Here is a 23324-nt window from a genome sequence, read left to right as displayed (position 1 = left end):
GAGCATCCCACAGCGTGGGCCCGGCCGCAGGGAGCCCGCATGCGCCTCTACCTCGCCTCCACCTCGCCCGCACGCCTCGCGCTGCTGCGCGCCTCGGGCATCGAACCGGTGGTCGTCCCGTCCTCGGTCGACGAGCCGGCGGAGGTCGCCCGCGCCGAGGGCGAGCGTGGAGGCCCGCTCGACGCGGACGCGACCGTGGCGCTGCTCGCCCGGGCGAAGGCGAGGGCCGTGCTCGGGCCCGAGATCGACGGCCTCGTGCTCGGCGGCGACTCCGCCTTCGAGCTGGACGGTGTCGTGCACGGCAAGCCGCACGAGCCCGAGCGGGCACGCGAACGCTGGCGGGCGCAGCGTGGGCGCACCGGGCGCCTCCACTCGGGCCACTGGCTGGTCGACCACCGCGGCGGGAGCGTCGTCGCCGAGACCGGTGTCGTCACCTCGGCCGCGGTCAGCTTCGCGGCCGACATCGACGACGACGAGATCGACGCCTACGTCGCCACGGGCGAGCCGCTCGAGGTGGCCGGCGCCTTCACCATCGACGGCCGCGCGGCAGGCTTCATCACGGCGGTCGAAGGCGACCCGTCCACCGTCATCGGGATGTCGCTGCCCGCGGTGCGCACGCTGGTGCGCGAGCTCGGGGTGCCGTGGACCTCGCTCTGGAACCGCTGACGCGCGCGCTCCGACTCTCCGGCCGGCTTGTGAGGAACCGACGAAGCGTCGGCCCTTCTTTGTGGTGAGCCGCGACGGGCATCCGCAGACCGCCCCCTAGGGTGGGTGATCATGCCGCGCATTACGAAGGTGCTCATCGCCAACCGAGGCGAGATCGCCGTCCGAGTCATCCGTGCCGCCCGTGACAGCGGGATCGCCTCCGTCGCCGTCTACGCCGACCAGGACCGCGACGCCGTGCACAGCCGCCTCGCCGACGAGGCGTACGCGCTGGGCGGGACGACAAGCGCCGAGACCTACCTCGTCATCGACAAGCTCCTCGCGGTGGCGCGCCAGTCGGGCGCCGACGCCGTGCACCCCGGCTACGGGTTCCTCGCCGAGAACGCCGACTTCGCGCGCGCCGTCCTCGCCGCGGGGCTCGTCTGGATCGGCCCGAGCCCCGACGCGATCGAGCGTCTGGGCGACAAGGTCTCGGCCCGCCACGTCGCCGAGAAGGTGGGCGCGCCGCTCGCCCCCGGCACACTCAACCCCGTCTCCGGTGCCGCCGAGGTGCTCGAGTTCGTCGACCAGCACGGGCTCCCCGTCGCCATCAAGGCGGCGTTCGGAGGCGGCGGGCGCGGCCTCAAGGTCGCCCGCGAGCGCGAGGAGGTCGAGGAGCTCTTCGCCTCCGCCACCCGCGAGGCGGTCGCCGCCTTCGGCCGCGGCGAGTGCTTCGTCGAGAAGTACCTCGACCAGCCGCGCCACGTCGAGACGCAGTGCCTCGCCGACATCCACGGCACCGTCGTCGTCGTCTCGACCCGTGACTGCTCGCTGCAGCGCCGCCATCAGAAGCTCGTCGAGGAGGCGCCCGCGCCGTTCCTGACGGACGAGCAGAACGCCGAGCTCTACCGCGCCTCCAAGGCGATCCTCCGCGAGGTCGGCTACGTGGGCGCCGGCACCTGTGAGTTCCTGGTCGGCAAGGACGGCACGGTCTCGTTCCTCGAGGTGAACACCCGCCTCCAGGTCGAGCACCCGGTCTCGGAGGAGGTCACCGGCATCGACCTCGTCCGCGAGCAGTTCCGGCTCGCGGAGGGCGGCGCGCTCGACTACGACGACCCGGCACCGCGCGGTCACTCCTTCGAGTTCCGGATCAACGGCGAGGACGCGGGACGCGGATTCCTCCCGGCTCCCGGCCCGGTCACCACGTTCTCCGCGCCCGGCGGCCCGGGCGTGCGCGTCGACTCGGGGGTCGTCGCGGGCGACGTCATCTCGGGCTCCTTCGACTCGCTGCTCGCGAAGCTCATCGTGACCGGCAGCACCCGAGCAGAGGCCCTGGAGCGCTCGCGGCGGGCCCTCGCGGAGTTCGAGGTGTCCGGTCTGCCGACCGTGCTGCCCTTCCACCGCGCCATCGTCGACGACCCGGCCTTCGCTCCGGTAGGCGACGCGCCCTTCTCGATCTACACACGCTGGATCGAGACCGAGTTCGTCAACACGATCCCGCCGCACGGCGCCGCGCCCGGCGCGATCGCCGAGGCCGCGCCTCGCCGGAGCGTGGTCGTCGAGGTCGACGGCCGCCGCGTCGAGGTGACCCTCCCGGGCGACCTCGCCGGCTCGGCACCCGCTCGCACGGCGAGCCCGTCCGCATCGCCCAAGCGCCGGGGGTCGACGGCGGTGAGCACGGTGACGGGCGACTCCGTCACCTCACCGATGCAGGCGACCATCGTCAAGGTCGCCGTGGCCGAGGGCGACACCGTGGCGGCCGGCGACCTCGTCGTCGTCCTCGAGGCGATGAAGATGGAGCAGCCGCTCACCGCCCACAAGGACGGAGTCGTCACCTCTCTCTCGGCCGAGCCGGGCACGACCGTGCCCGCGGGCCACGTGCTGCTCAGCATCGTCTGAGCGGGCGCGCGGGCTCCGTCGCGCACAACGTCGGCTGAGACGCCCGCTCGCGCGCCATCGTGCGCGACTCCCCGTCTCAGCTGACGTTCTGTCGCGCCGAGCGCCTCGGAGACGAGGAGTGGACTCAGCTGACGATGTGCATCGCGCGGGCGGCATCCGAGATCGAGCCGGTGAGGCTCGGGTAGACCGTGAACGCCCGCGCCACCTGGTCGACCGTGAGGCGGTGCTCGACGGCGAGGGCGAGCGGGAAGATCAGCTCGCTCGCCTTGGGCGCGACGATGACGCCTCCGATGACCGTGCCGGAGCCTGTGCGCGCGAACAGCTTCACGAAGCCGTCGCGGATGCCCATCATCTTCGCGCGGGGGTTGGCAGCGAGCGGGAGCTTGTAGATCTCCCCTTGCGCGAGCCCCTCCTCGATCTCGCGCTGGCTCCAGCCGACCGTCGCGATCTCGGGCTGCGTGAAGATGTTGGCCGCGACGTTGCGCACCTCCGTCGGGTTCACGGCGTCGCCCATCGCGTGGAACACGCCCGTGCGGCCCTGCATCGCGGCGACGGACGCCAACGGGAGGAAAGTCGTGCAGTCGCCTGCGGCGTAGATCGAGGGGACGCTCGTGCGGGCCACGCGGTTGACGCGGATGTGGCCGGACGCGGTCAGCTGCACCCCGGCGTCCTCGAGGCCGATCCCGGCCGTGTTGGGCACCGAGCCGACGGCCATGAGGCAGTGCGAGCCCTCGACGATGCGACCGTCCGAGAGCACCGCCCGCACGCCCTTCTCGGTGCGCTCGACACGATCGGCGCGCGACTTCGAGAGCACGACCATGCCGTTGCGCTTGAAGACGTTCTCGATCACGGCCGCGGCATCGGCGTCCTCGCCCGGGAGCACCTGGTCACGGGATGAGATCAGGGTCACCCGCGCGCCGAGGGCGCGGTAGGCGGAGGCGAACTCGGCGCCCGTCACGCCCGACCCGACGACGATAAGGTGCTCGGGCACGGACTTGAGGTTGTAGAGCTGCGTCCAGCTGAGGATCCGCTCGCCGTCCGGTGCCGCGGTCGGCAGCACGCGAGGGCTCGCCCCGACCGAGACGACGATCGTGTCGGCCTCGATGCGGTCGAAGTCCATGCCCTCGCCGCCGGCTGCCGTCGACACGATGAGAGCGTTGGCGCCGTCGAGCCGACCGTCACCCTGGACGATGCGCACGCCGTGGTGGACGAGGTTCGCGCGCATGTCCTCCGACTGCTGCCGAGCGAGACCCAGGAGTCGCTTGTTGACCGTCGCGAGGTTGACGGCGACATTCGGCCGCACGGGCTTGTCCTGCTCGGAGCGCGTGAAGAACTGCACGCCCAGGTCGGCGGCCTCGCCGATCGCGTTGGTCGCCTCCGCCGTCGCGATGAGCGACTTCGACGGGACGACATCGGTGATGACGGCGGACCCGCCCACTCCGACACGCTCGACCAGGGTGACCTCGGCGCCGAGCTGAGCGCCGGCGATGGCCGCCTCGTAGCCTCCGGGACCTCCTCCGAGTACGGCGATCCTCTGCGTGCGCTCGAACTCGTAAGCCATGACTGCCATTGTCCCCTCTCGCTGGGAGTTCGCCCAATCGTGGACCGGAGGACGGGGGCGGCCTCCGCACCGCGCACCCGCTTGCCTCGTGGATAGGGTGGTGGAATGGCCGACCAGACCCCCCATCCGCTCGATTCCGCTGACGCCGATCCGTTCGAGATCGCCGCGACGGCCGCCGCCCAGATCGCCGAGGCGACCGGTGTCGCCCGACACGACGTCGCTCTCACCCTCGGCAGCGGCTGGGGCAAGGCCGCCGACCTGATCGGCGAGACGACCGCCACGGTCGCCGCGACCGACATCGCAGGCTTCTCGGCTCCCGCCGTGCACGGCCACGGAGGAACGCTCCGCTCGGTCCTGCTGCCCACCGGCAAGCGCGCGCTCATCATCGGCGCCCGCACCCACTACTACGAGGGCTACGGAGTCAGACGGGTCGCCCACAGCGTGCGCACGGCGGCCGCGACCGGCGCGACGGTGATGATCCTCACCAACGGCGCGGGCGGCATCAAGGAGCACTGGACGCCCGGGACGCCGGTGCTCATCAGCGACCACATCAACCTCACCGCCGACTCGCCGCTCGAGGGCGCGACGTTCGTCGATCTCACCGACCTCTACTCCTCCCGATTGCGGGCCTTCGCCCGCCGGACACGGCCGGAGCTCGACGAGGGCGTCTACGTGCAGTTCCGCGGGCCGCACTACGAGACGCCGGCCGAGGTGCAGATGGCGCGGATCATCGGCGGACACATCGTCGGCATGTCGACCGCGCTCGAAGCCATCGCGGCTCGGGAGGCGGGCATGGAGGTGCTCGGCATGTCGCTCATCACCAACCTGGCCGCGGGCATCCAGAAGTCCCCCCTCAGCCACGAGGAGGTTCTCGAGGCCGGCCGGGCGGCCGAAGACGACCTCGCCCACCTGCTCGCCGGCATCACGGCGGCACTGTGAGCGTCACGGGAGGCGAGAGCATCCGCGCGCTCGCGGAGGACTGGCTCGCGCAAGACCCGGACCCGGAGACGCGGGAGGAGCTGCTCGGGCTGCTGGGCGCCTCCGACGCCGGGGACGCCCGCGCCACCGCCGAGCTCGAGGACCGCTTCGCCCAGCGGCTGAGCTTCGGGACGGCGGGGCTGCGAGGCGCCATCGCCGCCGGCCCGAACCGGATGAACCGCGTGCTGGTCTCGCAGGCCGCCGTCGGTCTGGCGGAGTACCTGCTCGGGCAGGGTCTCGAGCGGCCGGTTGTCGTGATCGGGTACGACGGGCGCAAGAACTCGCGTGTCTTCGCCGAAGACTCCGCGGCGCTGATGGCCGGTGCCGGTCTCGACGCGGTCCTCCTGCCGCGCCTGCTGCCGACTCCCGTTCTCGCCTTCGCCGTCCGCCATTTGGGCGCGGATGCGGGCGTGATGGTCACCGCGAGCCACAATCCTCCGCAGGACAACGGCTACAAGGTGTATCTCGGTGGGAGCGACGAGGGCTCGCAGATCGTGCCGCCGGCCGACTCCGCGATCGCGGAGCGGATCCTCGGGGTCGCAGGCACGCGTCGAGTGCCCGAGCTGCCGCGCGGCGACTACCGCCTCGCGCCAGAGTCGGTGGTCACCGCCTACGTCGAGGCGACGGCGGCGCTCGGCCGCTCGTCCGCTCCGCTCCGCGTCGTCTACACGGCCCTGCACGGCGTGGGGTGGGAGACGACGCACCGGGTGCTCTCGGCGGCGGGCTTCGACGAGCCGGCGGTGGTCGTCGAGCAGCTCGAGCCCGACGCGGCGTTCCCGACCGTCGCGTTTCCGAACCCGGAGGAGGCGGGCGCCCTCGACCTCGCGTTCGCGACGGCGCGCGCGGGACGGGCCGAGCTGATCGTGGCGAACGATCCCGACGCCGATCGGTTCGCGGCGGCCGTCCCCGACGCATCCTCGCCGGCCGGTTTCCGCCGGCTCACCGGCAACGAGGTCGGCGCGCTGCTGGGCTGGCGGGCAGCGGAGCAGGCTCGCGTCGAGGGGCGGTCAGGCGGCGTGCTTGCGTGCTCGATCGTCTCCTCCCCCGCCCTCGGCGCCGTCGCGGCCGACTACGGCCTCTCGTTCGTCGAGACGCTCACCGGGTTCAAGTGGATCTCGCGCGTGCCCGATCTCGTCTTCGGCTACGAAGAGGCGCTCGGCTATCTGGTGAACCCGGCGACCGTCCGCGACAAGGACGGCATCTCGGCGGCGCTCGCGTTCTTGACGCTCGCGAGCGCGCTCGCGGCCGAGGGCCGCACGATCGAGGACGAGCTGGAGGCGTTCGCCGAGCGGTTCGGACTCTTCGGCTCCGAGCAGATCTCGTTGCGCGTGTCCGATCTCTCCGAGATCGAACGCCTCATGGCGGGGCTGCGGGCCGCGCCTCCGTCGAGCATCGGCGGTCTCGCGGTGACCCGTGTGGAGGATCTGCTCGAGGAGGGTGGCGCGCTCGCCCCCACGGATGCGCTGCGCTTCACGCTCGACGGCGCGCGCCTCATCGCGCGGCCGAGCGGCACGGAGCCCAAGCTGAAGCTCTACCTCGACGCCTGGTCGGCCGCGCCCGACGCCGCCTCGCGCCACACCGCCGTCGATTCTCGCCTGCGCTCCCTCCGCGCCGGGGCCGAGTCTCTGCTCGGCTGACCCCCGCGCTCCCTACCCCAGGGCGCGCTCGATCTTCTCGGTGATCTCGTTCTGGTCGAGGTAGTTGTCGATGATGACGACCTCGGCGAACGTGGGGCCGATGCGGCCCGCGAGCTCGCCCGAGGTGAGGATGACCTGCGCGTCAGCGGCGAGCTCGGTGATCGAGGCGATGTCGGAGGCGACGACCTCGGCGTCGAGGTCGAGGGACGTGAGCGCGCGCTCGGCGCCGAGCTTCAGGATCGCGGAAGTGCCGATACCGGCTCCGCAGAGGGTGACGATCTTCATGCGCTTCTTCCGCCGTGCTACTCGTGCCGGACGCCGTCGGTGAGGACGGCGTTGACGCCGCGCACCGTCCGGGCGGCGGCGAGGGCGGCGACCGCATCGGGCCGACTGAGGACGTCCGCGAGGCCCGCGACGACTCCGAGATGGCCGTGGGCACGCGTCGAGGCGATGCCGATCACGACCGACACCGGATCGTTGGCGGCATGCCCGAACGGCACGGGGCGGGCGAGCGTGACCACCGACAGCCCGTCCGCCAGGACATCGTTGCCGGGACGTGCGTGCGCGAGGGCGAGGCCGGGCGCGATGACGATGTACGGTCCGAGCACATCGATCTGCTCGATCATCCGCCGAGAGTATGCCGGGTCGACCGCCCCGCAGCGCTCGAGACCGCGACCGGCCGCGAGGACCGCCTCCCGCCAGGTCGCTGCGGGGTGCTGGAGCGCGACGGCGGAGCCCGGCAGCGGCTTGAGCGGCATGCTCAGGCCGCCTCGAAGCCGGCGCTGATCGTCTCGATCAGCTCGCGGCGTTCGTCGAGCGGCAGGAAGCTGGCCTGGGCCGCGTGCAGCTGGAACGCCTCCAGGTCGTCGAGGTCGTAGCCGAACGTGTCGGCGAGCAGGGCGAGCTCACGGCTGAGGGTCGTCGCGCTCATCAGGCGGTTGTCGGTGTTGACGGTCACGCGGAAGCCGAGCTGATAGAGCAGGTCGAAAGGATGGTCCGCGAGTTCCGTGCCCCAGGCCACGATCGCCCCGGTCTGGAGATTGGAGGAGGGGCTGAGCTCGAGCGCGATCTCGCGGTCCTTCACCCATTCGGCGAGGGCGCCCAGGGTCACGTAACTGGCCTCGTCGTCCTGCCGCTCGATGCTGATGTCTTCGGCGAGCCGAACGCCGTGTCCGAGTCGTAGCGCCCGCCCGTCGAGCAGGGCCGAGCGGATGCTGTCCAGCCCGTCCGCCTCGCCCGCGTGGACCGTCGTCGGGAAGTGCGCGGCGGCGAGCACCTCGAAGGCGGGACGGTGCCGCGAGGCCGGGTGCCCCGCCTCCGCGCCGGCGATGTCGAAGCCGAGCGCTCCGCGGTCGCGGTGGCGCAGCGCCAGCTCGGCGATCTCGAGGGATCGCTCGGCGTGCCGCATCGCCGTCACGATCTGCCCCACTCGGAGGTGGTGCCCGTGCGCCGCCGCCTCCTGGACGCCCTGCTCGAGTCCCTCTTGCACGGCCTCGACCGCGGCATCGAGCGAGAGCCCCGCGCGCTGGTGCTGTTCTGGCGCCCAGCGCACCTCGCCGTGGACCACCCCATCGGCCGCGAGGTCGAGCACGAACTCGCGCGCCACTCGCTCGAGGGCTGGCGCGGTCTGCATCACGGCGACCGTGATCTCGAAGGTCGCGATGTAGTCGGTGAGCGAGCCGGAGTCGGCCGTCGTGCGGAACCATTCCGCGAGCGCCGTGGGTTCGTCCGCGGGGAGCGTCACGCCCGCGCGTGGGGCGAGGTCGAGGATCGTGCTCGGGCGCAACCCGCCATCGAGGTGGTCGTGCAGCGAGACTTTGGGGAGATCGTCGATGGCGATCCCCTCGCCTGCGAGAAGGTACGCCTCGGTGGTGTCGGTCACGGTGCTCCTCGGGGCTCGGCCGGTGGTTCGCCGACCACCTTAGAGGGTCGACGCAGTCGCCTCCCGCCCGGGGAGCCTTCGCGAGGGACCGTCCGGGTCAGGAAATGCGCTCGGCGATGAGTGGACCGCCGCCGCTCACGGCCTCGTCCTCGCCGCCCACGCGATAGGCGCCCTCGAGCGCCTCCAGCGCCCGCTCGAACCGGGCGGGCTCATCGGCTGACAGCGTGAAGAGCGGCTGCCCTGCGCGCACCCGCGCGCCCGGCTTGGCGTGCAGATCGATGCCCGCCGCGTGCTGCACGGCGTCCTGCTGCCTCGCCCGCCCGGCTCCCAGACGCCATGCCGCGATGCCGAACGGGAGAGCCTTCTGCTCAAGGAGCACCCCCTCACGCTCGGCGAGCACGACGTGCGTCTCGCGGGCGACCGGGAGGGGCGCCTCCGGGTCGCCGCCCTGAGCACGGATCACGGCGCGCCACGTGTCCATCGCGGCCCCGCCGTCGAGCGCACGCTCGACATCGGCATCGGGCCGGCCGGCGAGCGTGAGCATCTCGCGAGCGAGGGCCAGCGTCAGCTCGCGGACGTCCGCGGGACCGCCTCCCGCGAGAACCTCGACCGACTCGCGCACCTCGTTGGCGTTGCCGACGGCGAGGCCGAGAGGCACGTCCATGGCGGTCAGGAGCGCCGTGGTGCGCACTCCCGCGTCGTTGCCCAGATCGACCATCGCCCGAGCGAGCTCCCGGGAACGTTCGATGTCGACCATGAAGGCGCCCGAGCCGAACTTGACGTCGAGGACGAGCGCATCGGTCCCCTCCGCGATCTTCTTCGACATGATCGAGGACGCGATCAGCGGGATCGCCTCGACGGTCCCGGTCGTGTCGCGCAGGGCGTAGAGCTTCTTGTCGGCCGGCGCCAGGCCCGATCCAGCGGCGCAGATCACTCCGCCGACCGTGCGCAGCTGCTTGAGTATCTCGTCGTTCGAGAGCTCTGCCCGCCATCCGGGGATCGACTCCAGCTTGTCGAGGGTGCCGCCCGTGTGCCCGAGACCGCGGCCCGAGAGCTGCGGCACGGCAACGCCGAAGGAGGCGACGAGGGGCATCAGCGGCAGGGTGATCTTGTCGCCGACCCCGCCCGTGGAGTGCTTGTCCACGGTCGGCTTGCCGAGGCCGTCGAAGCGCATCCGCTCGCCGCTGGCGATCATCGCGAGCGTCAGGTCGCGGACCTCGTCGCGGTCCATGCCGTTGAGCAGCACAGCCATCGCGAACGCGGCCATCTGCTCGTCGGCGACGTAGCCGCGCGTGTAGGCGTCGACGAGCCAGTCGATCTGCGCGCTCGAGAGAGTGCCGCGGTCGCGCTTGATGCGGATGAGATCGACGGCGTCGAAGGCCTCGACGAGAGCGGAGCGGGTCATGGTGGTTCCTCGGGGGTCGGTGGCGGGAGGCGCGTCGAGGCTAGGCGCCCGCGTACGCCTCGAGGGTGCGCGGGCCGAACGCGTCGGGGATGACCTCGTCGATCGTCGCGAAGCCCGAGACGGTGTCGAGCACCATGCCGTCGGCCGAGTGCTCGAAGAGCAGCTGGCGGCAGCGGCCGCACGGCATCAGCGTGGCGCCGCGCCCGTCGACACACGTGAAGGCGACGAGCCTGCCTCCGCCGGTCATGTGCAAGGCCGAGACGAGCGCGCACTCGGCGCAGAGGCCCAGCCCGTAGGACGCGTTCTCGACGTTGCAGCCGGAGACGATGCGTCCGTCGTCGACCAGCGCTGCTGCGCCCACGGGGAACTTCGAGTACGGCGCGTACGCCCGGGCCATGGCGGCGAGCGCGGCGGCGCGCAGCGCCTCCCAGTCGATAGCGGTCACGGCGACTCCCTCAGGTCTTCAGGTAGGGCTTGCCGGCGGCCGCCGGCCCGCGCGACTGCCCCACGAGCCCGGCGACCGCGAAGATCGTCGCCAGGTAGGGCAGCATCAGCATGAACTCGCTCGGCACCGGCGAGCCGATGACTCCGAGCACGTTCTGGAGATTCGTGGCGAAGCCGAACAGCAGCGACGCCAGCGTGGCCCGGATCGGGTCCCAGCGGCCGAAGATGACCGCGGCGAGCGCGATGAAGCCCGCTCCCGCCGTCATCTCTTTGCCGAACGCGCCGACCGCGTCGAGCGTGTAGTACGCGCCGCCGATCCCGACGATGGCGCCGGCGAGCGAGACATTCCAGAACCGGGTGCGGGGGACGTTGATGCCGACCGTGTCGGCGGCCTGCGGATGCTCGCCGACCGCGCGGAGTCGCAGGCCCCACGTGGTCCTGAACAGTCCCCACCACACCGCCGCGATCGCCACGTACATGAGGTAGACGATCGCCGTCTGGTTGAACAGCACCGCTCCGACGATCGGGATCTGGCTGAGCACGGGGATCGGCAGCCGGTCGAACTGGACCGGCGAGTTGAACGTCGCCGCGTCGACCGAGAGCACCTGGGAGTAGAGGAAGCTGGTCAGACCGGTCACGAGGACGTTGAGCACGACACCGACGATCACCTGGTCGACGAGGTATCTGATCGCGAAGGCGGCCAGCACGAACGACACCAGCACGCTCGCGAGCATCGCCGCCAGCAGCCCGAGCACCGGCTGGCGGGTGAGCGAGCCCACCATCGCTCCGGTGAACGCTCCCGCGAGCAGCTGACCCTCGATCGCGACGTTGACCACGCCGACCCGCTCGGAAATCACTCCTCCGAGTGAGCCGAAGATCAGCGGAACCGCGAGGCCGACGGTCCCGAGCAGCAGCCCGGAGACGGGCAGCGCCGCCCCGGCCGAGGCCCACACGAGAAAGCCGATCAGGAACACCAGGGCGAACACGACGGACAACCCGAGCGGGAGGCGGCGGCCCGCGCGGGTCATCGCAGTCGCGACCACGGCGAGCGCGACCGTGATGACCGCGACGACGACTCCGGTCGCCCGGGTCGGGAAGGGAACGTCGGGGAGGGCGAAGAAGTCGCCTCCCGCGGCGAGCCGGAACGAGCTCGTGCCGTCGCGACCGAGGGCCACGAAGAGGACGACGGCGAGAAGCGCGAAGACGCCGAAAGCGATCGGCGCCTTCCAGCTGCGGATCACGACCTTCGCGGGCGCGGTGCCGACGGCCGCGCTCATGCGGACACCTCCGAAACTCGGCGCTGGCGTCTCGGTGCGGAGCCAGGTGCCGGGAGGCGGAAGATCGCGCGCACGAGCGGCGGGGCCGCGATGAACAGGACGATGAGGGACTGGACGACGAGCACCACGTCGATCGGCACGCCCTCGGCAGCCTGCATCGAGTAGCCACCCGCCTTGAAGGCACCGAAGAGCAGCCCGGCGAAGAACACGCCCCAGGGTCGCGAGCGTCCGAGCAGCGCCACCGTGATGGCGTCGAAGCCGATGCCCGCGTCGATCCCTGAGGTGAAGCCGGTCGTGACCGTGCCCATCACCTGCGCGCTGCCGGCGAGGCCGAGGAGTCCGCCCGAGAGCAGCATCGCTCCGATGTAGCTGTTCTTCACGTCGATGCCGGCGACGCGCGCCGCGTGCGGGTTCTCGCCGACCGCGCGGAACTTGAAGCCGACGCTCGAGCGGCTGAGCAGCCACCAGACGAAGACCGTCGCCAGCACCGCGAAGACGAAGCCGAGCGTCAGCGAGTAGCTCGGGCCGAGGAGCGAGGGGAAGACCGCCGTCTCCTTCATTCCCGGCGACTTCGGGTTGTTCGAGCCGGGCGCCTGCAGGGCACCGGGGGTGCGCAACAGGTAGGAGACGAGATAGAACGCGACGTAGTTGAGCATGATCGTGAGGATCACCTCGTGGGCCCCGGTCCGTGCCTTGAGCAGCCCCACGAGGCCGCCCCATAGCGCGCCTCCGAGGATGCCGGCGGCGAGCGCGACGACGAGGTGCACCCCCCAGGGCAGATCGAAGGAGAAGCCCACCCATCCCGCGCACGCGGCCGCGATGAGCATCTGGCCCCGTCCACCGATGTTGAACAGGCCCACACGGAAGGCCAGCGCCACACCGAGCCCACCCGCGATGAGCGGGGTCGCGAAGGCGAGGGTATCGGTCAGCGGCGCGATGCCGGTCGCGAAGCCTTCGCGACGGAAGTTGTAGACCGAGCCCTGGAAGAGGGAGGAGTACGCCCCCGCTACCGCCTGCCAGACCGCCTGGATCGTGTCGAGGGGCCGTGCGAAGAAGTATCCGGAGGCGGCCTGCACGCCCTTGTCGGTCGCGGCGATGAGCACACCGCCCGCGATCAGCGAGAGCAGGACGGCGAGCACCGACATCAGGGCGGTACCCGAGAGGATCTCCCGCAGCACGCGGGAGGCGCCGCTCTCGATCGGGCCGGACCGCAGCTCCTGGCCGGGCTTCTGGCCGGGTTCGAGGCCGGAGGCTTTCTCGGTCTCCGCGTCGGGATCGACCGCGGGCAGTTGCGCGTCGCTCACGCCGCCGCTCCCTTCTCGGCGGGCGACTGCCCTGCCATCATGAGTCCGAGGACCTCCCGGGGCGTGTCGGCGGGCACGATGCCGATGATCCCGCCCTTGTACATGACCGCGATGCGGTCGGCGAGCGCGGCGACCTCGTCGAGCTCGGTCGAGACGACGATCACCGGCACTCCGGAGTCGCGGGTCTCGACGATGCGCTTGTGCACGAACTCGATCGAGCCGACGTCGATGCCGCGGGTCGGCTGAGCGGCGATGAACAGCCGCAGCTCGCGGCTGAGCTCGCGGGCGAGCACCACCTTCTGCTGGTTGCCGCCGGAGAGCCGGCCGACGTGGGTGCCCACGCCCTGGGCGCGCACGTCGAACTCGCGCACCCGCTCCTCGGCGAAACGCTCGAGCTCCTTGAGTCGCAGGCTCAGGCCCTTCACGAACGGGCCGGAGTCGCTGCGGTCGAGCATGAGGTTCTCGGCGATGGTGAACTCGGCGACCAGGCCGTCCTCGGTGCGATCCTCGGGGACGAAGCCGACGCCCGACTCGAGCACTCGACGCACGCTCAGGCCGTCGAGGCGTCGTCCGTCGAGAGTGACGGAGCCCTCGACGCGCTCCTGCAGACCCATGATCGCCTCGGTGAGCTCGGTCTGCCCGTTGCCCTGCACGCCGGCGATCGCGAGGATCTCGCCGCGACGGACCTCGAACGAGACGTCGTCGACGACGGCCTGACCGTGGGCGTCCCGCACGGTGAGGCCGCTCACCACGAGGGCCTCCTCTCCGACGCGCGCCGCCTCTTTCTGCACGGTCAGCTCGACGGAGCGACCGACCATCAGCGAGGCCAGCTCGGCGTTGCTCGCGGTCGGCGACGCCTCGCCGACGACCTTGCCGAGGCGGATGACCGTGATGCGATCGCCCACCTCACGGACCTCGCGGAGCTTGTGGGTGATGAACACGATCGCGGTGCCGGCCTCGCGCAGCTGACGCATGATCGCGATCAGCTCGTCGGTCTCCTGCGGCGTCAGCACCGCGGTGGGCTCGTCGAACACGAGCACGCGGGCGTCGCGGGCGAGCGCCTTGATGATCTCGACGCGCTGCTGCACGCCCACCGGCAGCTCCTCGACGATCGCATCGGGGTCGACGTCGAAGCCGAAGCGGTCGGAGATCTCGCGCACTCGGCCGCGCGCGGCAGCGAGGTCGAGCCGGCCCCCCGCCTTCGTCTCCTCGTGGCCGAGCATGACGTTCTCGGCGACCGAGAACACGGGCACGAGCATGAAGTGCTGGTGGACCATGCCGATGCCCGCCTTCATGGCGTCACCCGGACCGGAGAAGTGCTGGACCTCGTCGTCGAGCAGGATCTCGCCCTCTTCGGCCCGGTAGAGGCCGTAGAGCACGTTCATCAGAGTGGATTTGCCTGCACCGTTCTCGCCCAGGAGGCAGTGGATCTCACCGGGTTCGACGGTGAGGTCGATGTGATCGTTGGCCACCAGAGCACCGAAGCGCTTCGTGATGCCCCGGAGTTCGAGCTTCATGCGACCAATCTAACTTTCGAGGCGCGGCGATGCGCCGGGGCGGACGATGGCGGGAACGGGAGAAGAGGCCCGCCGATCCGAGTGCGCTCGGGTCGGCGGGCCTCTTCACGACCCGTGCCTCAGGAGGCGGCGGGAGCCGACTTCGAGGTCACCACGATCGACCCGTCGATGATGCCCTCCTTGATGGTGTCGAGCTCGCCCTGCAGGTCGGGCGACACCTTCGACTCGAAGTCGTGGAACGGCGCGAGGCCCACTCCCTCGTTCTTGAGCGTGCCGACGTAGGGGGTCGCGTCGAACTGGTCGGCGCCGGCCGACGAGGTGACGTCGGAGGTGCCCTGCTCGATCCCCTTGAGGATCGAGGTCAGGTAGAGCGACGCGCCGTCCGGGTACGTCTCGTACAGGTCGGCGTCGACGCCCACCATCGCGATGTCCTTGCCGGAGTCGCGGATCGCCTGGATCGCGGACTGGAAGATCGGGCCTCCGACGGGGAGGATCACGTCGGCGTTCTGGTCGATGAGCGACTGCGCGGCCGACTTCGCCTCGACGCCCGCTGCGAAGCCGCCGGTGAAGGAGCCCGTCTGAGAGTCGACGTCCCAGCCGACGACCTTAACGTCCTTGCCCTTCTTCTCGTTGTAGTACTTCACGCCGTCCGCGTAGCCGTCCATGAAGATCGTGACGGTCGGGTACTGCATGCCCCCGTACGTCCCGACGACTCCCGTCTTCGAGTAGGAGGCGGCCGCGTAGCCGGCGAGGAACGCCGACTGCGAGGTGTCGAACGTGATCGGCTTGACGTTCTTCAGGTCGATCGAGGCGTCGTCGATGATCGCGAACTCGATGTCGGGGTTCGCCGTCGCTGAGGCCTTCGTGGCCTCCGCGAGCGCGAAACCGACCGTCACGATCAGGTTGCAGCCCTGGTCGACGAGGCTCTTGAGGTTCGACGCGTAGTCGGTCTCCGACTCCGACGTCACGGTCTTGGGGGTGACGCCGAGCTGCTGCGACGCCTTCACCAGGCCGTCGTAGCCGAGCTCGTTGAACGACTTGTCGTCGAATCCGCCCGAGTCCGAGACCATACAGGGCAAGAAGTCGCTGTTCGCGGCGGCGGCGGAGCTGGAACCGCCCGCGGTGGGGGCGGAGGCGCAACCGGCGAGAAGCGCGGTGACGCCGAGGGCGGCGAGGGTGCCGAACGCGGCCTTACGCGAAGTGATAGTCAAGATGTCGTCCTCCAGGAATGCGGCCCCGTGCGACGAACGCACTAGAGCATCGATCCCCTCACGTTACCTAATGTGACAAGTCGCTCAGCCGTCACGAAGGCCCAGGTCGGGAAGCGTTACGCAGTGTTGATCTTCCCGTGATCTGCCGAGGGCCCACGACACCGTCGTGGGCCCTCGCGCAGCTCGGACGAAAGAACGCTTCGGCGCCTACAGCACGTCGGTGCGCCCCGAGAGCCGGAGTGCGTCGACGACGCCCTTGACCTTCTGCGCGTTCTCCGTCGTCGTGACCAGGAGGGCGTCGGGGGTGTCGACGACCACAATGTCCTTCACCCCGATCAGCGCGATCGTGCGGTTGCCCCCGCTGACCACGATGCCGGTCGCGGAGTCGGCGAGAACCCGGGCGTCCTCGCCCAGGATCGCGAGGTCCGAGCGCAGACCGCTCGCGTGCAGCTTCGCGATCGACGCGAAGTCACCCACGTCGTCCCACGAGAAGTGGGCCGGCACCACGGCGAGCCTGCCCGCCACAGCGGCCGGCTCGGCGACGGAGTAGTCGATCGCGATCTTCTCGAGGCCCGGCCAAATGCGGTCGACGGCCGCGCCGCGCTCGGGCGTGTCCCACGCCTCCGCCAGCTCGAGCAGACCAGCGAGCAGGGCCGGCTTCGTGCGTCCGAGCTCCTCGAGGAGGCGATCGGCGCGTGCGATGAACATGCCCGCGTTCCACAGGTACTGGCCGCTTGAGACGTACGAACGCGCAGTGTCGGCGTCGGGCTTCTCGACGAAGGAGTCGACGGCGAGGGTGTGCGGAGCGCCGTCGATGGCGAGCTCGCCACCGGTGCGGATGTAGCCGAAGCCGACCGCCGGCTCGGTCGGGGTGATGCCGATCGTGGCGATGTAGCCGGCGTCGGCGGCGACGACCGCCTCCGCCACCGCGTCGTGGAAGAGCGCCTGCCCGCTGATGACGTGGTCGGCCGCGAACGAGCCGATGATGACGCCAGGCTCGCGACGCTCGAGGATCGCCGCGGCCAGGCCGATCGCCGCGGAGGAGTCGCGCGGCTCGCTCTCGAGGACGACGTTGCGGTCCTCGAGGTGCACGAGCTGCTCTTCGACGGCCGCGCGGTGCGCGCGACCGGTGACGACCATGATGCGTCCGGGGCCCGAGATCGGCGCGAGGCGGTCCCAGGTGTCGCGGAGGAGGGTCTGGCCCGACCCGGTCAGGTCGTGGAGGAACTTGGGGGCGTCCGCCCGGGAGAGCGGCCACAGCCTCGAACCGATCCCACCGGCGGGGATCACGCTGTAGAAGCGGTCGAGCGGGGCGCGGCCATCGGTCTCAGGTGATGTCATTCCCGCAGGATACAAGGGGACTCCCCCTCGACCGTCCGTTCACCCGAGGGCGCGTCACCGTTCACACGGACGACGTAGCGTCCGGAGGGTGAGAGTCGCGGTCGTCACCGAGAGCTTCCTGCCGTCGCTGAACGGCGTCACCACGAGCGTGCTGCGGGTGCTCGACGAGTTCGCTGCACGCGGGATCGAGGCGCTCGTCGTGTGTCCGGCCGCGGGCGCGCCCTCCCGCTACGCCGGGCATCGCGTGGTCGAGCATCCTGCGATCGCCTACCGCGACTTCCCTGTCGGCATCCCCACCCTCGCGTTGACGCGCGAGCTCGCCGACTTCGAGCCCGACGTGGTGCACGTGGCGTCGCCGTTCCTCCTCGGAGCCCGGGCGATCGCCTCCGCCGGGCGCCTCGGCGTGCCGAGCGTCGCCATCTACCAGACCGACGTCGCACGCTTCGCCGCTCGCTACGGCATCAGAGGGGCACGGGCCCTCGCGTGGCGCGTCATCCGTCAGATCCACGCCGGCGCCGACCTCACCCTCGCTCCCTCGAGTAGCGCGCTCGACGATCTCGCCGCGGCGGGGATCGAGCGCACCGCGCTCTGGGGACGGGGCGTGCAGAGCGACCGGTTCCACCCGCGAATGCGCTCGTCGCCGTACGCGGAGCAGGTCCGCGCCGGGCTGTCAGCCACGGACGCCCTCGTCGGGTACATCGGCCGCATCTCACCGGAGAAGCGGGTGGAGCGACTGGCCGCGCTCTCGGGCGTCGACGGCGCCGAGCTGGTCGTCGGCGGCTACGGCCCCTCCTCCTCCCGCGTCGCCGCCGCCCTCGGACCTCGCGCCCGGATGCTCGGTCGACTCGACGGCGAGCGTCTCCCGGCCGTCTTCGCCGCGCTCGACGTGTTCGTGCACACCGGCACCGAAGAGACCTTCGGGCAGACCGTGCAGGAGGCGCAGGCCTCCGGCACCGCGGTCGTCGCCCCGCACGCGGGCGGCCCGACCGACCTCATCGAGCACGGAGTCGACGGCCTGCTCTTCGCGCCGGACAGCGACTCCGATCTGCGCCGCCAGGTCGAGCGGCTGGTGCGCGACCCTGCGCTGCGCGCCAGGCTCGGCGAGGCGGGGAGGCGCCGCGTGCTGCACCGCACCTGGAGCGTGCTGACCGAGGAGCTGCTCGGCCACTACGTCGCCGCGGGCGCCGGTGCCGCCCTCGCCCACCGCGGCTAAGGCTCGCCTAAGCCGCGCCCGACCGCGCCTCCGTTTAGGATCGGAGGGCGAGTTTCTCGTCGCTCCCCCGATCCTTCCCCGTCCACGAGACGGGGGTCCGTTCAGGTCGCGGGGGCACAACCAGGGAGGGTTGTCCGTGTCAGTTCAAGCTGCTCGCACCCTCGCACCCCGGAAGCAGGGGAAGATCCGGCGTCCGGCCGGCACCCTGTACCGAGGTCGCGAAGGCATGTGGTCATGGGTGCTCCACCGGGTCACCGGGGTCGCCATCTTCTTCTTCCTCCTCGTCCACGTCCTCGACTCGGCTCTCATCGCCGTGAGCCCGGAGGCGTACAACGCGGTCATCGGGACGTACAAGAACCCGATCATGGGGCTCGGCGAGACCGGGCTCGTGGGCGCCATCGCGTTCCACGCGCTCAACGGACTGCGCATCATCCTGGTCGACTTCTGGAGCTGGGCGACCCGCAACCAGCGCGTCCTGTTCTGGGTGGTCATGGGCCTCTGGGTCGTGCTGATGCTGGGCTTCGCCCCGCGCCACCTCATCAACGTCTTCAGCGAGGGAGGTGCCCATTGAGCACCGTCGCCGCACCGCGCACCCCGCACACGCCCGCGCGCTCCTCCGGCACGAACTGGGAGAAGTGGGGCTGGATCTACATGCGCCTCTCGGGCGTCGTGCTGATCGTCCTGATCTTCGGGCACCTGATCTACAACTTGCTCCTCGGCGACGGCATCAAGGCCATCGACTTCGGATTCGTCGGCGGCAAGCTCGCGAACCCGTTCTGGCAGTGGTGGGACGTCCTCATGCTCTGGCTGGCGCTGATCCACGGCGGCAACGGCATGCGCACGCTCGTCAACGACTACGCGACCTCGCCGCTGCTGGCCCGTGCCTTCAAGGGCGGGATCCTCGTGGCCGTCGTCGCGCTGATCGCGCTCGGCACCTGGGTGGTCTTCGCGTTCGACCCGTGCCCCGCCGGGGCGCCGGCCGACCTGCTGCCCTCGTTCTGCGCGGCCTGACCGGCCGTCCTCCGGGGAGCGACGCCTCCCCTCCTTCCCGCCCTCCCCACTCGTACGGAGCACCCATCCAGTGAGCACAGCAGGCCACTCCCCCACCGGCGGCGCCGACCAGAGCGCCTTCGCGCAGACCGTCGGACCCGACGGCGTCCACTACCACCAGTTCGACGTCGTGATCGTCGGCGCCGGAGGCGCCGGCATGCGCGCCGCGATCGAGGCCGGCCCGAAGGCGAAGACGGCCGTCATCTCGAAGCTCTACCCGACCCGCTCGCACACGGGAGCCGCGCAGGGCGGGATGGCCGCCGCCCTCGCGAACGTCGAGGAGGACAGCTGGGAGTGGCACACCTTCGACACCGTCAAGGGAGGCGACTACCTCGTCGACCAGGACGCGGCCGAAATCCTCGCGAAGGAGGCCATCGACGCGGTCATCGACCTCGAGAACATGGGCCTGCCCTTCAACCGCACGGACGAGGGCAAGATCGACCAGCGCCGCTTCGGCGGGCACACCCGCGACCACGGCAAGGCCCCCGTCCGCCGCGCCTGTTACGCGGCCGACCGCACCGGCCACATGATCCTGCAGACGCTGTTCCAGAACTGCGTCAGGCTCGGCATCAACTTCTACAACGAGTTCTATGTGCTCGACCTCGTGATGACCGAGGTCGACGGCGTGCAGAAGCCCTCTGGCGTCGTCGCCTACGAGCTCGCGACCGGCGAGCTGCACGTGTTCCAGGCGAAGGCGATCATCTTCGCGACGGGCGGCTTCGGCAAGATCTACAAGACCACCTCCAACGCGCACACCCTCACGGGCGACGGGGTCGGCATCATTTGGCGCAAGGGCCTGCCGCTGGAGGACATGGAGTTCTTCCAGTTCCACCCGACCGGGCTCGCCGGGCTGGGGATCCTCCTCACCGAAGGGGCTCGAGGCGAGGGCGCGATCCTCCGCAACGCCTCCGGTGAGCGCTTCATGGAGCGCTACGCCCCGACCATCAAGGACCTCGCACCGCGCGACATCGTGGCTCGCTGCATGGTCCAGGAGGTGGCCGAGGGCCGCGGCGCCGGACCGCACAAGGACTACGTGCTCCTCGACTGCACCCACCTCGGCGCCGAGGTGCTCGAGACCAAGCTCCCAGACATCACCGAGTTCGCGCGCACCTACCTCGGTGTCGACCCGGTCGTCGAGCCCGTGCCGGTCATGCCGACCGCGCACTATGCGATGGGTGGAATCCCGACCAACGTCAAGGCGGAGGTGCTCTCGGACAACACCACGGTGGTTCCGGGCCTGTACGCCGCGGGCGAGTGCGCGTGCGTCTCGGTGCACGGCTCGAACCGCCTGGGCACCAACTCCCTCCTCGACATCAACGTGTTCGGCAAGCGCAGCGGCAACAACGCCGCCGACTACGCGAAGACGGTCGATTTCACGCCGCTCCCGGCAGACCCGGCCGGTCCGATCCGCGAGATGCTCACCTCCCTCCGCAACGCCACGGGCACCGAGCGGATCGCCGCGATCCGAAAGGAGCTGCAGGACGAGATGGACAAGAACGCCCAGGTGTTCCGCACCGACCAGTCGCTCGAGCAGGTGACCGGAACGATCCAGCGCCTGCGCGACCGTTTCCGCAACATCTCGGTGCAGGACAAGGGCAAGCGCTTCAACACCGACCTCCTCGAGGCCGTCGAGCTGGGCTTCCTGCTCGACCTTGCCGAGGTCGTCGTCTACTCGGCGCGCAACCGCAAGGAGAGCCGCGGTGGTCACATGCGCGACGACTTCCCGAAGCGCGACGACGAGAACTACATGCAGCACACGATGGCGTACCTCTCCGGGGACGCCCACTCCTCTGACGCCGGCGACCACATCCGGCTGGACTGGAAGCCCGTCGTGATCACCCGGTACCAGCCGATGGAGAGGAAGTACTAGCCATGTCGAGCGCTACCCTCGAGCAGCCGCCCGCCGCCCCCGCGGCGCCGGAGGCCTTCACCGTCACCTTCATCATCCGCCGCTTCGATCCCGAGGTCGACGCGGAGCCGCGCTGGGAGGACTTCGACGTGCAGATGTACGCGACCGACCGCGTGCTCGACGCCCTGCACCGCATCAAGTGGGACCAGGACGGCTCGCTGACCTTCCGTCGCTCGTGCGCCCACGGCATCTGCGGCTCCGACGCGATGCGCATCAACGGACGCAACCGCCTCGCCTGCAAGACCCTCATCAAGGATCTCGACATCTCGCAGCCGATCTACATCGAGGCGATCAAGGGCCTGCCGCTCGAGAAGGACCTCGTCGTCGACATGGAGCCGTTCTTCGCCTCCTACCGTGAGGTGCAGCCGTTCCTCGTCGCCAACACCCCCGCACCCCAGGGCAAGGAGCGCGTGCAGTCGGTCGCCGATCGCGCCCGTTTCGACGACACCACCAAGTGCATCCTCTGCGCGGCATGCACCTCGTCGTGCCCGGTGTTCTGGACCGACGGGCAGTACTTCGGCCCGGCGGCGATCGTCAACGCGCACCGCTTCATCTTCGATTCGCGCGACGATGCGGGCGGGGCGCGTCTCGACATCCTCAACGACAAGGAGGGCGTGTGGCGGTGCCGCACGACCTTCAACTGCACGGAGGCGTGCCCTCGCGGGATCCAGATCACGCAGGCGATCGCCGAGGTCAAGCAAGCGGTCATCCGCGGCCGAGCCTGACTCCTCCCGCATCGCCGACGCCGTCGTGCACGCTCGACCCTCGGGTCCGACGTGCACGGCGGCGTCCGTCGTGGGTGGCCGCCTCGCGCGCCGGGTGCGCCGCGGCGAGCGGCCCGCGCACGGTGGGTACGCTGGGGCCATGACGGAGGCCGCCGACACGCCGCGCGGCCTTCCCGGACTCGTGGCGCGCGTCCTGCGCACTCGTCCGGCGCGAGTGCTGCTGCACTATTCCGAGGCGGGAGGGCCTCTCTTCGCGTCGGGTCTCGCCTTTCAGGCCCTGTTCGCGGTGTTCGCCGCGCTGTTCGTCTTCTTCGCGGTGTTCGGCTTCTGGGTGCGCGACAACCCCGTCCTCCGCGACTCACTCCTCGGCGTCGTGACGCGATCGGTGCCCGGGCTGATCGGAGACACGAACTCCCTCGTCTCGGTCGACGCGCTCCTCGACTCCTCGATCCTGGGGTGGACAGGGGTCATCGGCGCCGCCGGACTGCTCTGGACCGCCCTGAACTTCCTCGGGAGCCTGCGACAGGCCGTCCGGATCCTCTTCGCGCTGCCCGGTCCGACGACCCTGTTCGTGCTGCTGAAGCTGAAGGACGCCGGGCTGGCGCTCGTGTTCAGCGTGGTCGTGGTCGTCTCGGGGGCGCTCTCGGTCTTCTCGACCTCCCTGGTCGGAGTCGCGTTCGATGTCCTCGGGATCGGCAGCCACTCCCTGCTCGGCCGTCTCGCGGGCGGCGCGATCGGACTCCTCGTCATGCTCGCGCTCGACACGGCGACACTGGCCGGCTCGTTCCGCTTCCTGTCCGGCATCCCCATCCCGTGGAAGAACCTGTGGGCCGGTTCCCTGATGGGAGGCATCGCTCTCGGCGCGCTCAAGGTGCTCGGGACCCAACTGCTCGGCGGCGCCTCCCGCAACCCGCTGCTCGCCTCCGTCGCGGTACTCATCGGTCTGCTGATCTGGTTCAACCTCGTGTGCCAGGTGATCCTCGTCGCCGCCTCCTGGATCTCCGTGGGAATGAGCGATGCCGGCATCTCGGCGCGCAAACAGACGCCCGAGGAGCGCGAGCGCGAGCAGGAGGCGCAGCTACGGACCGCGCGGCTGACACTCGCGCGCGCGGAGCGGGAGCGCCTCCGGGGTGCGCTTGCCGGGGCCTCCCTGCTCAAGCGGCGGCGGATCGAGCGGCAGCTCGAGCGGCTGGAGGCCGAGCTGACGACGCTCGCGGGCTGAGCCGATGTCGGGTGCGGCTCTGCCCAGAGGCGCGCCACACCAACATGCCCGTTTCTGTTGACTTCCCACACGAACGGGTCTAAAAAGATGTAAACGCAGATTCGAGG

The 23324-nt window shown here is 70.6% G+C and carries 21 protein-coding genes; 10 read left to right on the top strand and 11 right to left on the bottom strand.

What is annotated here, in order from left to right:
- The first annotated feature begins 39 nt into the window (after positions 1–39).
- Complete coding sequence (locus tag ITJ45_RS04870) at positions 40–666, top strand: Maf family protein (protein WP_194607656.1); 627 nt, start codon at positions 40–42, stop codon at positions 664–666.
- Between the two features lie 111 nt (positions 667–777).
- The gene (locus ITJ45_RS04865; protein ID WP_194607655.1) at positions 778–2541 is read left to right on the top strand and encodes an acetyl/propionyl/methylcrotonyl-CoA carboxylase subunit alpha; all 1764 of its coding nucleotides are present in this window, start codon (positions 778–780) and stop codon (positions 2539–2541) included.
- Between the two features lie 124 nt (positions 2542–2665).
- Here the strand turns inward: ITJ45_RS04865 and ITJ45_RS04860 are convergent, their stop codons facing one another.
- Positions 2666–4102 carry an NAD(P)H-quinone dehydrogenase gene (locus ITJ45_RS04860; protein WP_194607654.1) on the bottom strand — a complete coding sequence of 479 codons (1437 nt, stop codon included), beginning with the start codon at positions 4100–4102 and terminating at the stop codon, positions 2666–2668.
- A gap of 105 nt (positions 4103–4207) precedes the next feature.
- Between ITJ45_RS04860 and ITJ45_RS04855 the strand changes: the two genes are divergently transcribed.
- Together ITJ45_RS04855 and ITJ45_RS04850 are read left to right on the top strand one after the other, a co-directional pair.
- The gene (locus tag ITJ45_RS04855; protein ID WP_194607653.1) at positions 4208–5041 is read left to right on the top strand and encodes a purine-nucleoside phosphorylase; all 834 of its coding nucleotides are present in this window, start codon (positions 4208–4210) and stop codon (positions 5039–5041) included.
- The gene (locus ITJ45_RS04850; RefSeq protein ID WP_194607652.1) at positions 5038–6717 is read left to right on the top strand and encodes a phospho-sugar mutase; all 1680 of its coding nucleotides are present in this window, start codon (positions 5038–5040) and stop codon (positions 6715–6717) included. Before ITJ45_RS04855 ends, ITJ45_RS04850 begins: the two co-directional genes overlap by 4 nt.
- 12 nt (positions 6718–6729) lie before the next feature.
- Here ITJ45_RS04850 and ITJ45_RS04845 read toward each other — a convergent pair whose 3' ends face one another.
- The 10 genes from ITJ45_RS04845 to ITJ45_RS04800 form a co-directional block, all read right to left on the bottom strand.
- Complete coding sequence (locus ITJ45_RS04845; RefSeq protein ID WP_194607651.1) at positions 6730–7002, bottom strand: PTS sugar transporter subunit IIB; 273 nt, start codon at positions 7000–7002, stop codon at positions 6730–6732.
- 17 nt (positions 7003–7019) lie between these two features.
- Positions 7020–7475, bottom strand: a complete 456-nt coding sequence (locus tag ITJ45_RS04840) for a PTS sugar transporter subunit IIA (RefSeq protein ID WP_194607650.1) — start codon at positions 7473–7475, stop codon at positions 7020–7022.
- A gap of 2 nt (positions 7476–7477) precedes the next feature.
- The gene (locus ITJ45_RS04835) at positions 7478–8599 is read right to left on the bottom strand and encodes an adenosine deaminase (protein ID WP_194607649.1); all 1122 of its coding nucleotides are present in this window, start codon (positions 8597–8599) and stop codon (positions 7478–7480) included.
- Positions 8600–8696: 97 nt separating this feature from the next.
- Positions 8697–10004, bottom strand: a complete 1308-nt coding sequence (locus ITJ45_RS04830; protein WP_194607648.1) for a thymidine phosphorylase — start codon at positions 10002–10004, stop codon at positions 8697–8699.
- 40 nt (positions 10005–10044) lie between these two features.
- Positions 10045–10449 (bottom strand): cytidine deaminase, encoded by a 405-nt coding sequence (locus ITJ45_RS04825; RefSeq protein ID WP_194607647.1) that lies wholly within the window; start codon positions 10447–10449, stop codon positions 10045–10047.
- 10 nt (positions 10450–10459) lie between these two features.
- The gene (locus ITJ45_RS04820; protein ID WP_194607646.1) at positions 10460–11725 is read right to left on the bottom strand and encodes an ABC transporter permease; all 1266 of its coding nucleotides are present in this window, start codon (positions 11723–11725) and stop codon (positions 10460–10462) included.
- Positions 11722–13029, bottom strand: coding sequence for an ABC transporter permease (locus tag ITJ45_RS04815; protein ID WP_323742861.1), 1308 nt, complete (start codon positions 13027–13029; stop codon positions 11722–11724). The genes ITJ45_RS04820 and ITJ45_RS04815 overlap by 4 nt, the downstream gene beginning before the upstream one ends.
- Positions 13026–14546, bottom strand: coding sequence for an ABC transporter ATP-binding protein (locus ITJ45_RS04810; protein ID WP_194607645.1), 1521 nt, complete (start codon positions 14544–14546; stop codon positions 13026–13028). Before ITJ45_RS04810 ends, ITJ45_RS04815 begins: the two co-directional genes overlap by 4 nt.
- A 119-nt stretch (positions 14547–14665) precedes the next feature.
- The gene (locus ITJ45_RS04805) at positions 14666–15757 is read right to left on the bottom strand and encodes a BMP family lipoprotein (RefSeq protein ID WP_194607644.1); all 1092 of its coding nucleotides are present in this window, start codon (positions 15755–15757) and stop codon (positions 14666–14668) included.
- A 207-nt stretch (positions 15758–15964) separates the two neighbouring features.
- Entirely contained in the window at positions 15965–17098 is a 1134-nt protein-coding gene (locus ITJ45_RS04800) for a mannose-1-phosphate guanylyltransferase (protein ID WP_194607643.1), read from the bottom strand.
- 88 nt (positions 17099–17186) lie between these two features.
- On the opposite strand from ITJ45_RS04800, the gene ITJ45_RS04795 reads away from it, so the two are divergent.
- From ITJ45_RS04795 to ITJ45_RS04770, 6 genes are all read left to right on the top strand, one after another.
- A complete protein-coding gene (locus ITJ45_RS04795; RefSeq protein WP_194607642.1) occupies positions 17187–18311 on the top strand; it encodes a glycosyltransferase family 4 protein in 1125 nt (374 codons plus the stop codon).
- 136 nt (positions 18312–18447) lie between these two features.
- A complete protein-coding gene (gene sdhC, locus ITJ45_RS04790; protein ID WP_416365265.1) occupies positions 18448–18882 on the top strand; it encodes a succinate dehydrogenase, cytochrome b556 subunit in 435 nt (144 codons plus the stop codon).
- Positions 18879–19322, top strand: a complete 444-nt coding sequence (locus tag ITJ45_RS04785) for a succinate dehydrogenase hydrophobic membrane anchor subunit (protein ID WP_194607641.1) — start codon at positions 18879–18881, stop codon at positions 19320–19322. Before sdhC ends, ITJ45_RS04785 begins: the two co-directional genes overlap by 4 nt.
- Before the next feature lie 169 nt (positions 19323–19491).
- Positions 19492–21231: a succinate dehydrogenase flavoprotein subunit gene (gene sdhA, locus ITJ45_RS04780; protein ID WP_194607755.1), complete on the top strand. Its 1740-nt coding sequence runs from the start codon at positions 19492–19494 to the stop codon at positions 21229–21231.
- Between the two features lie 2 nt (positions 21232–21233).
- Entirely contained in the window at positions 21234–21995 is a 762-nt protein-coding gene (locus tag ITJ45_RS04775; RefSeq protein ID WP_194607640.1) for a succinate dehydrogenase iron-sulfur subunit, read from the top strand.
- A 139-nt stretch (positions 21996–22134) separates the two neighbouring features.
- Entirely contained in the window at positions 22135–23217 is a 1083-nt protein-coding gene (locus ITJ45_RS04770; protein ID WP_194607639.1) for a YihY/virulence factor BrkB family protein, read from the top strand.
- The last annotated feature ends 107 nt before the right edge of the window (positions 23218–23324 follow it).

Source organism: Rathayibacter sp. VKM Ac-2879 (assembly GCF_015351245.1).
Lineage (GTDB): Bacteria > Actinomycetota > Actinomycetes > Actinomycetales > Microbacteriaceae > Rathayibacter.
The sequence above is the reverse complement of the archived record's forward strand: the minus strand, read 5'-3'. Positions and strand labels throughout refer to the sequence as shown.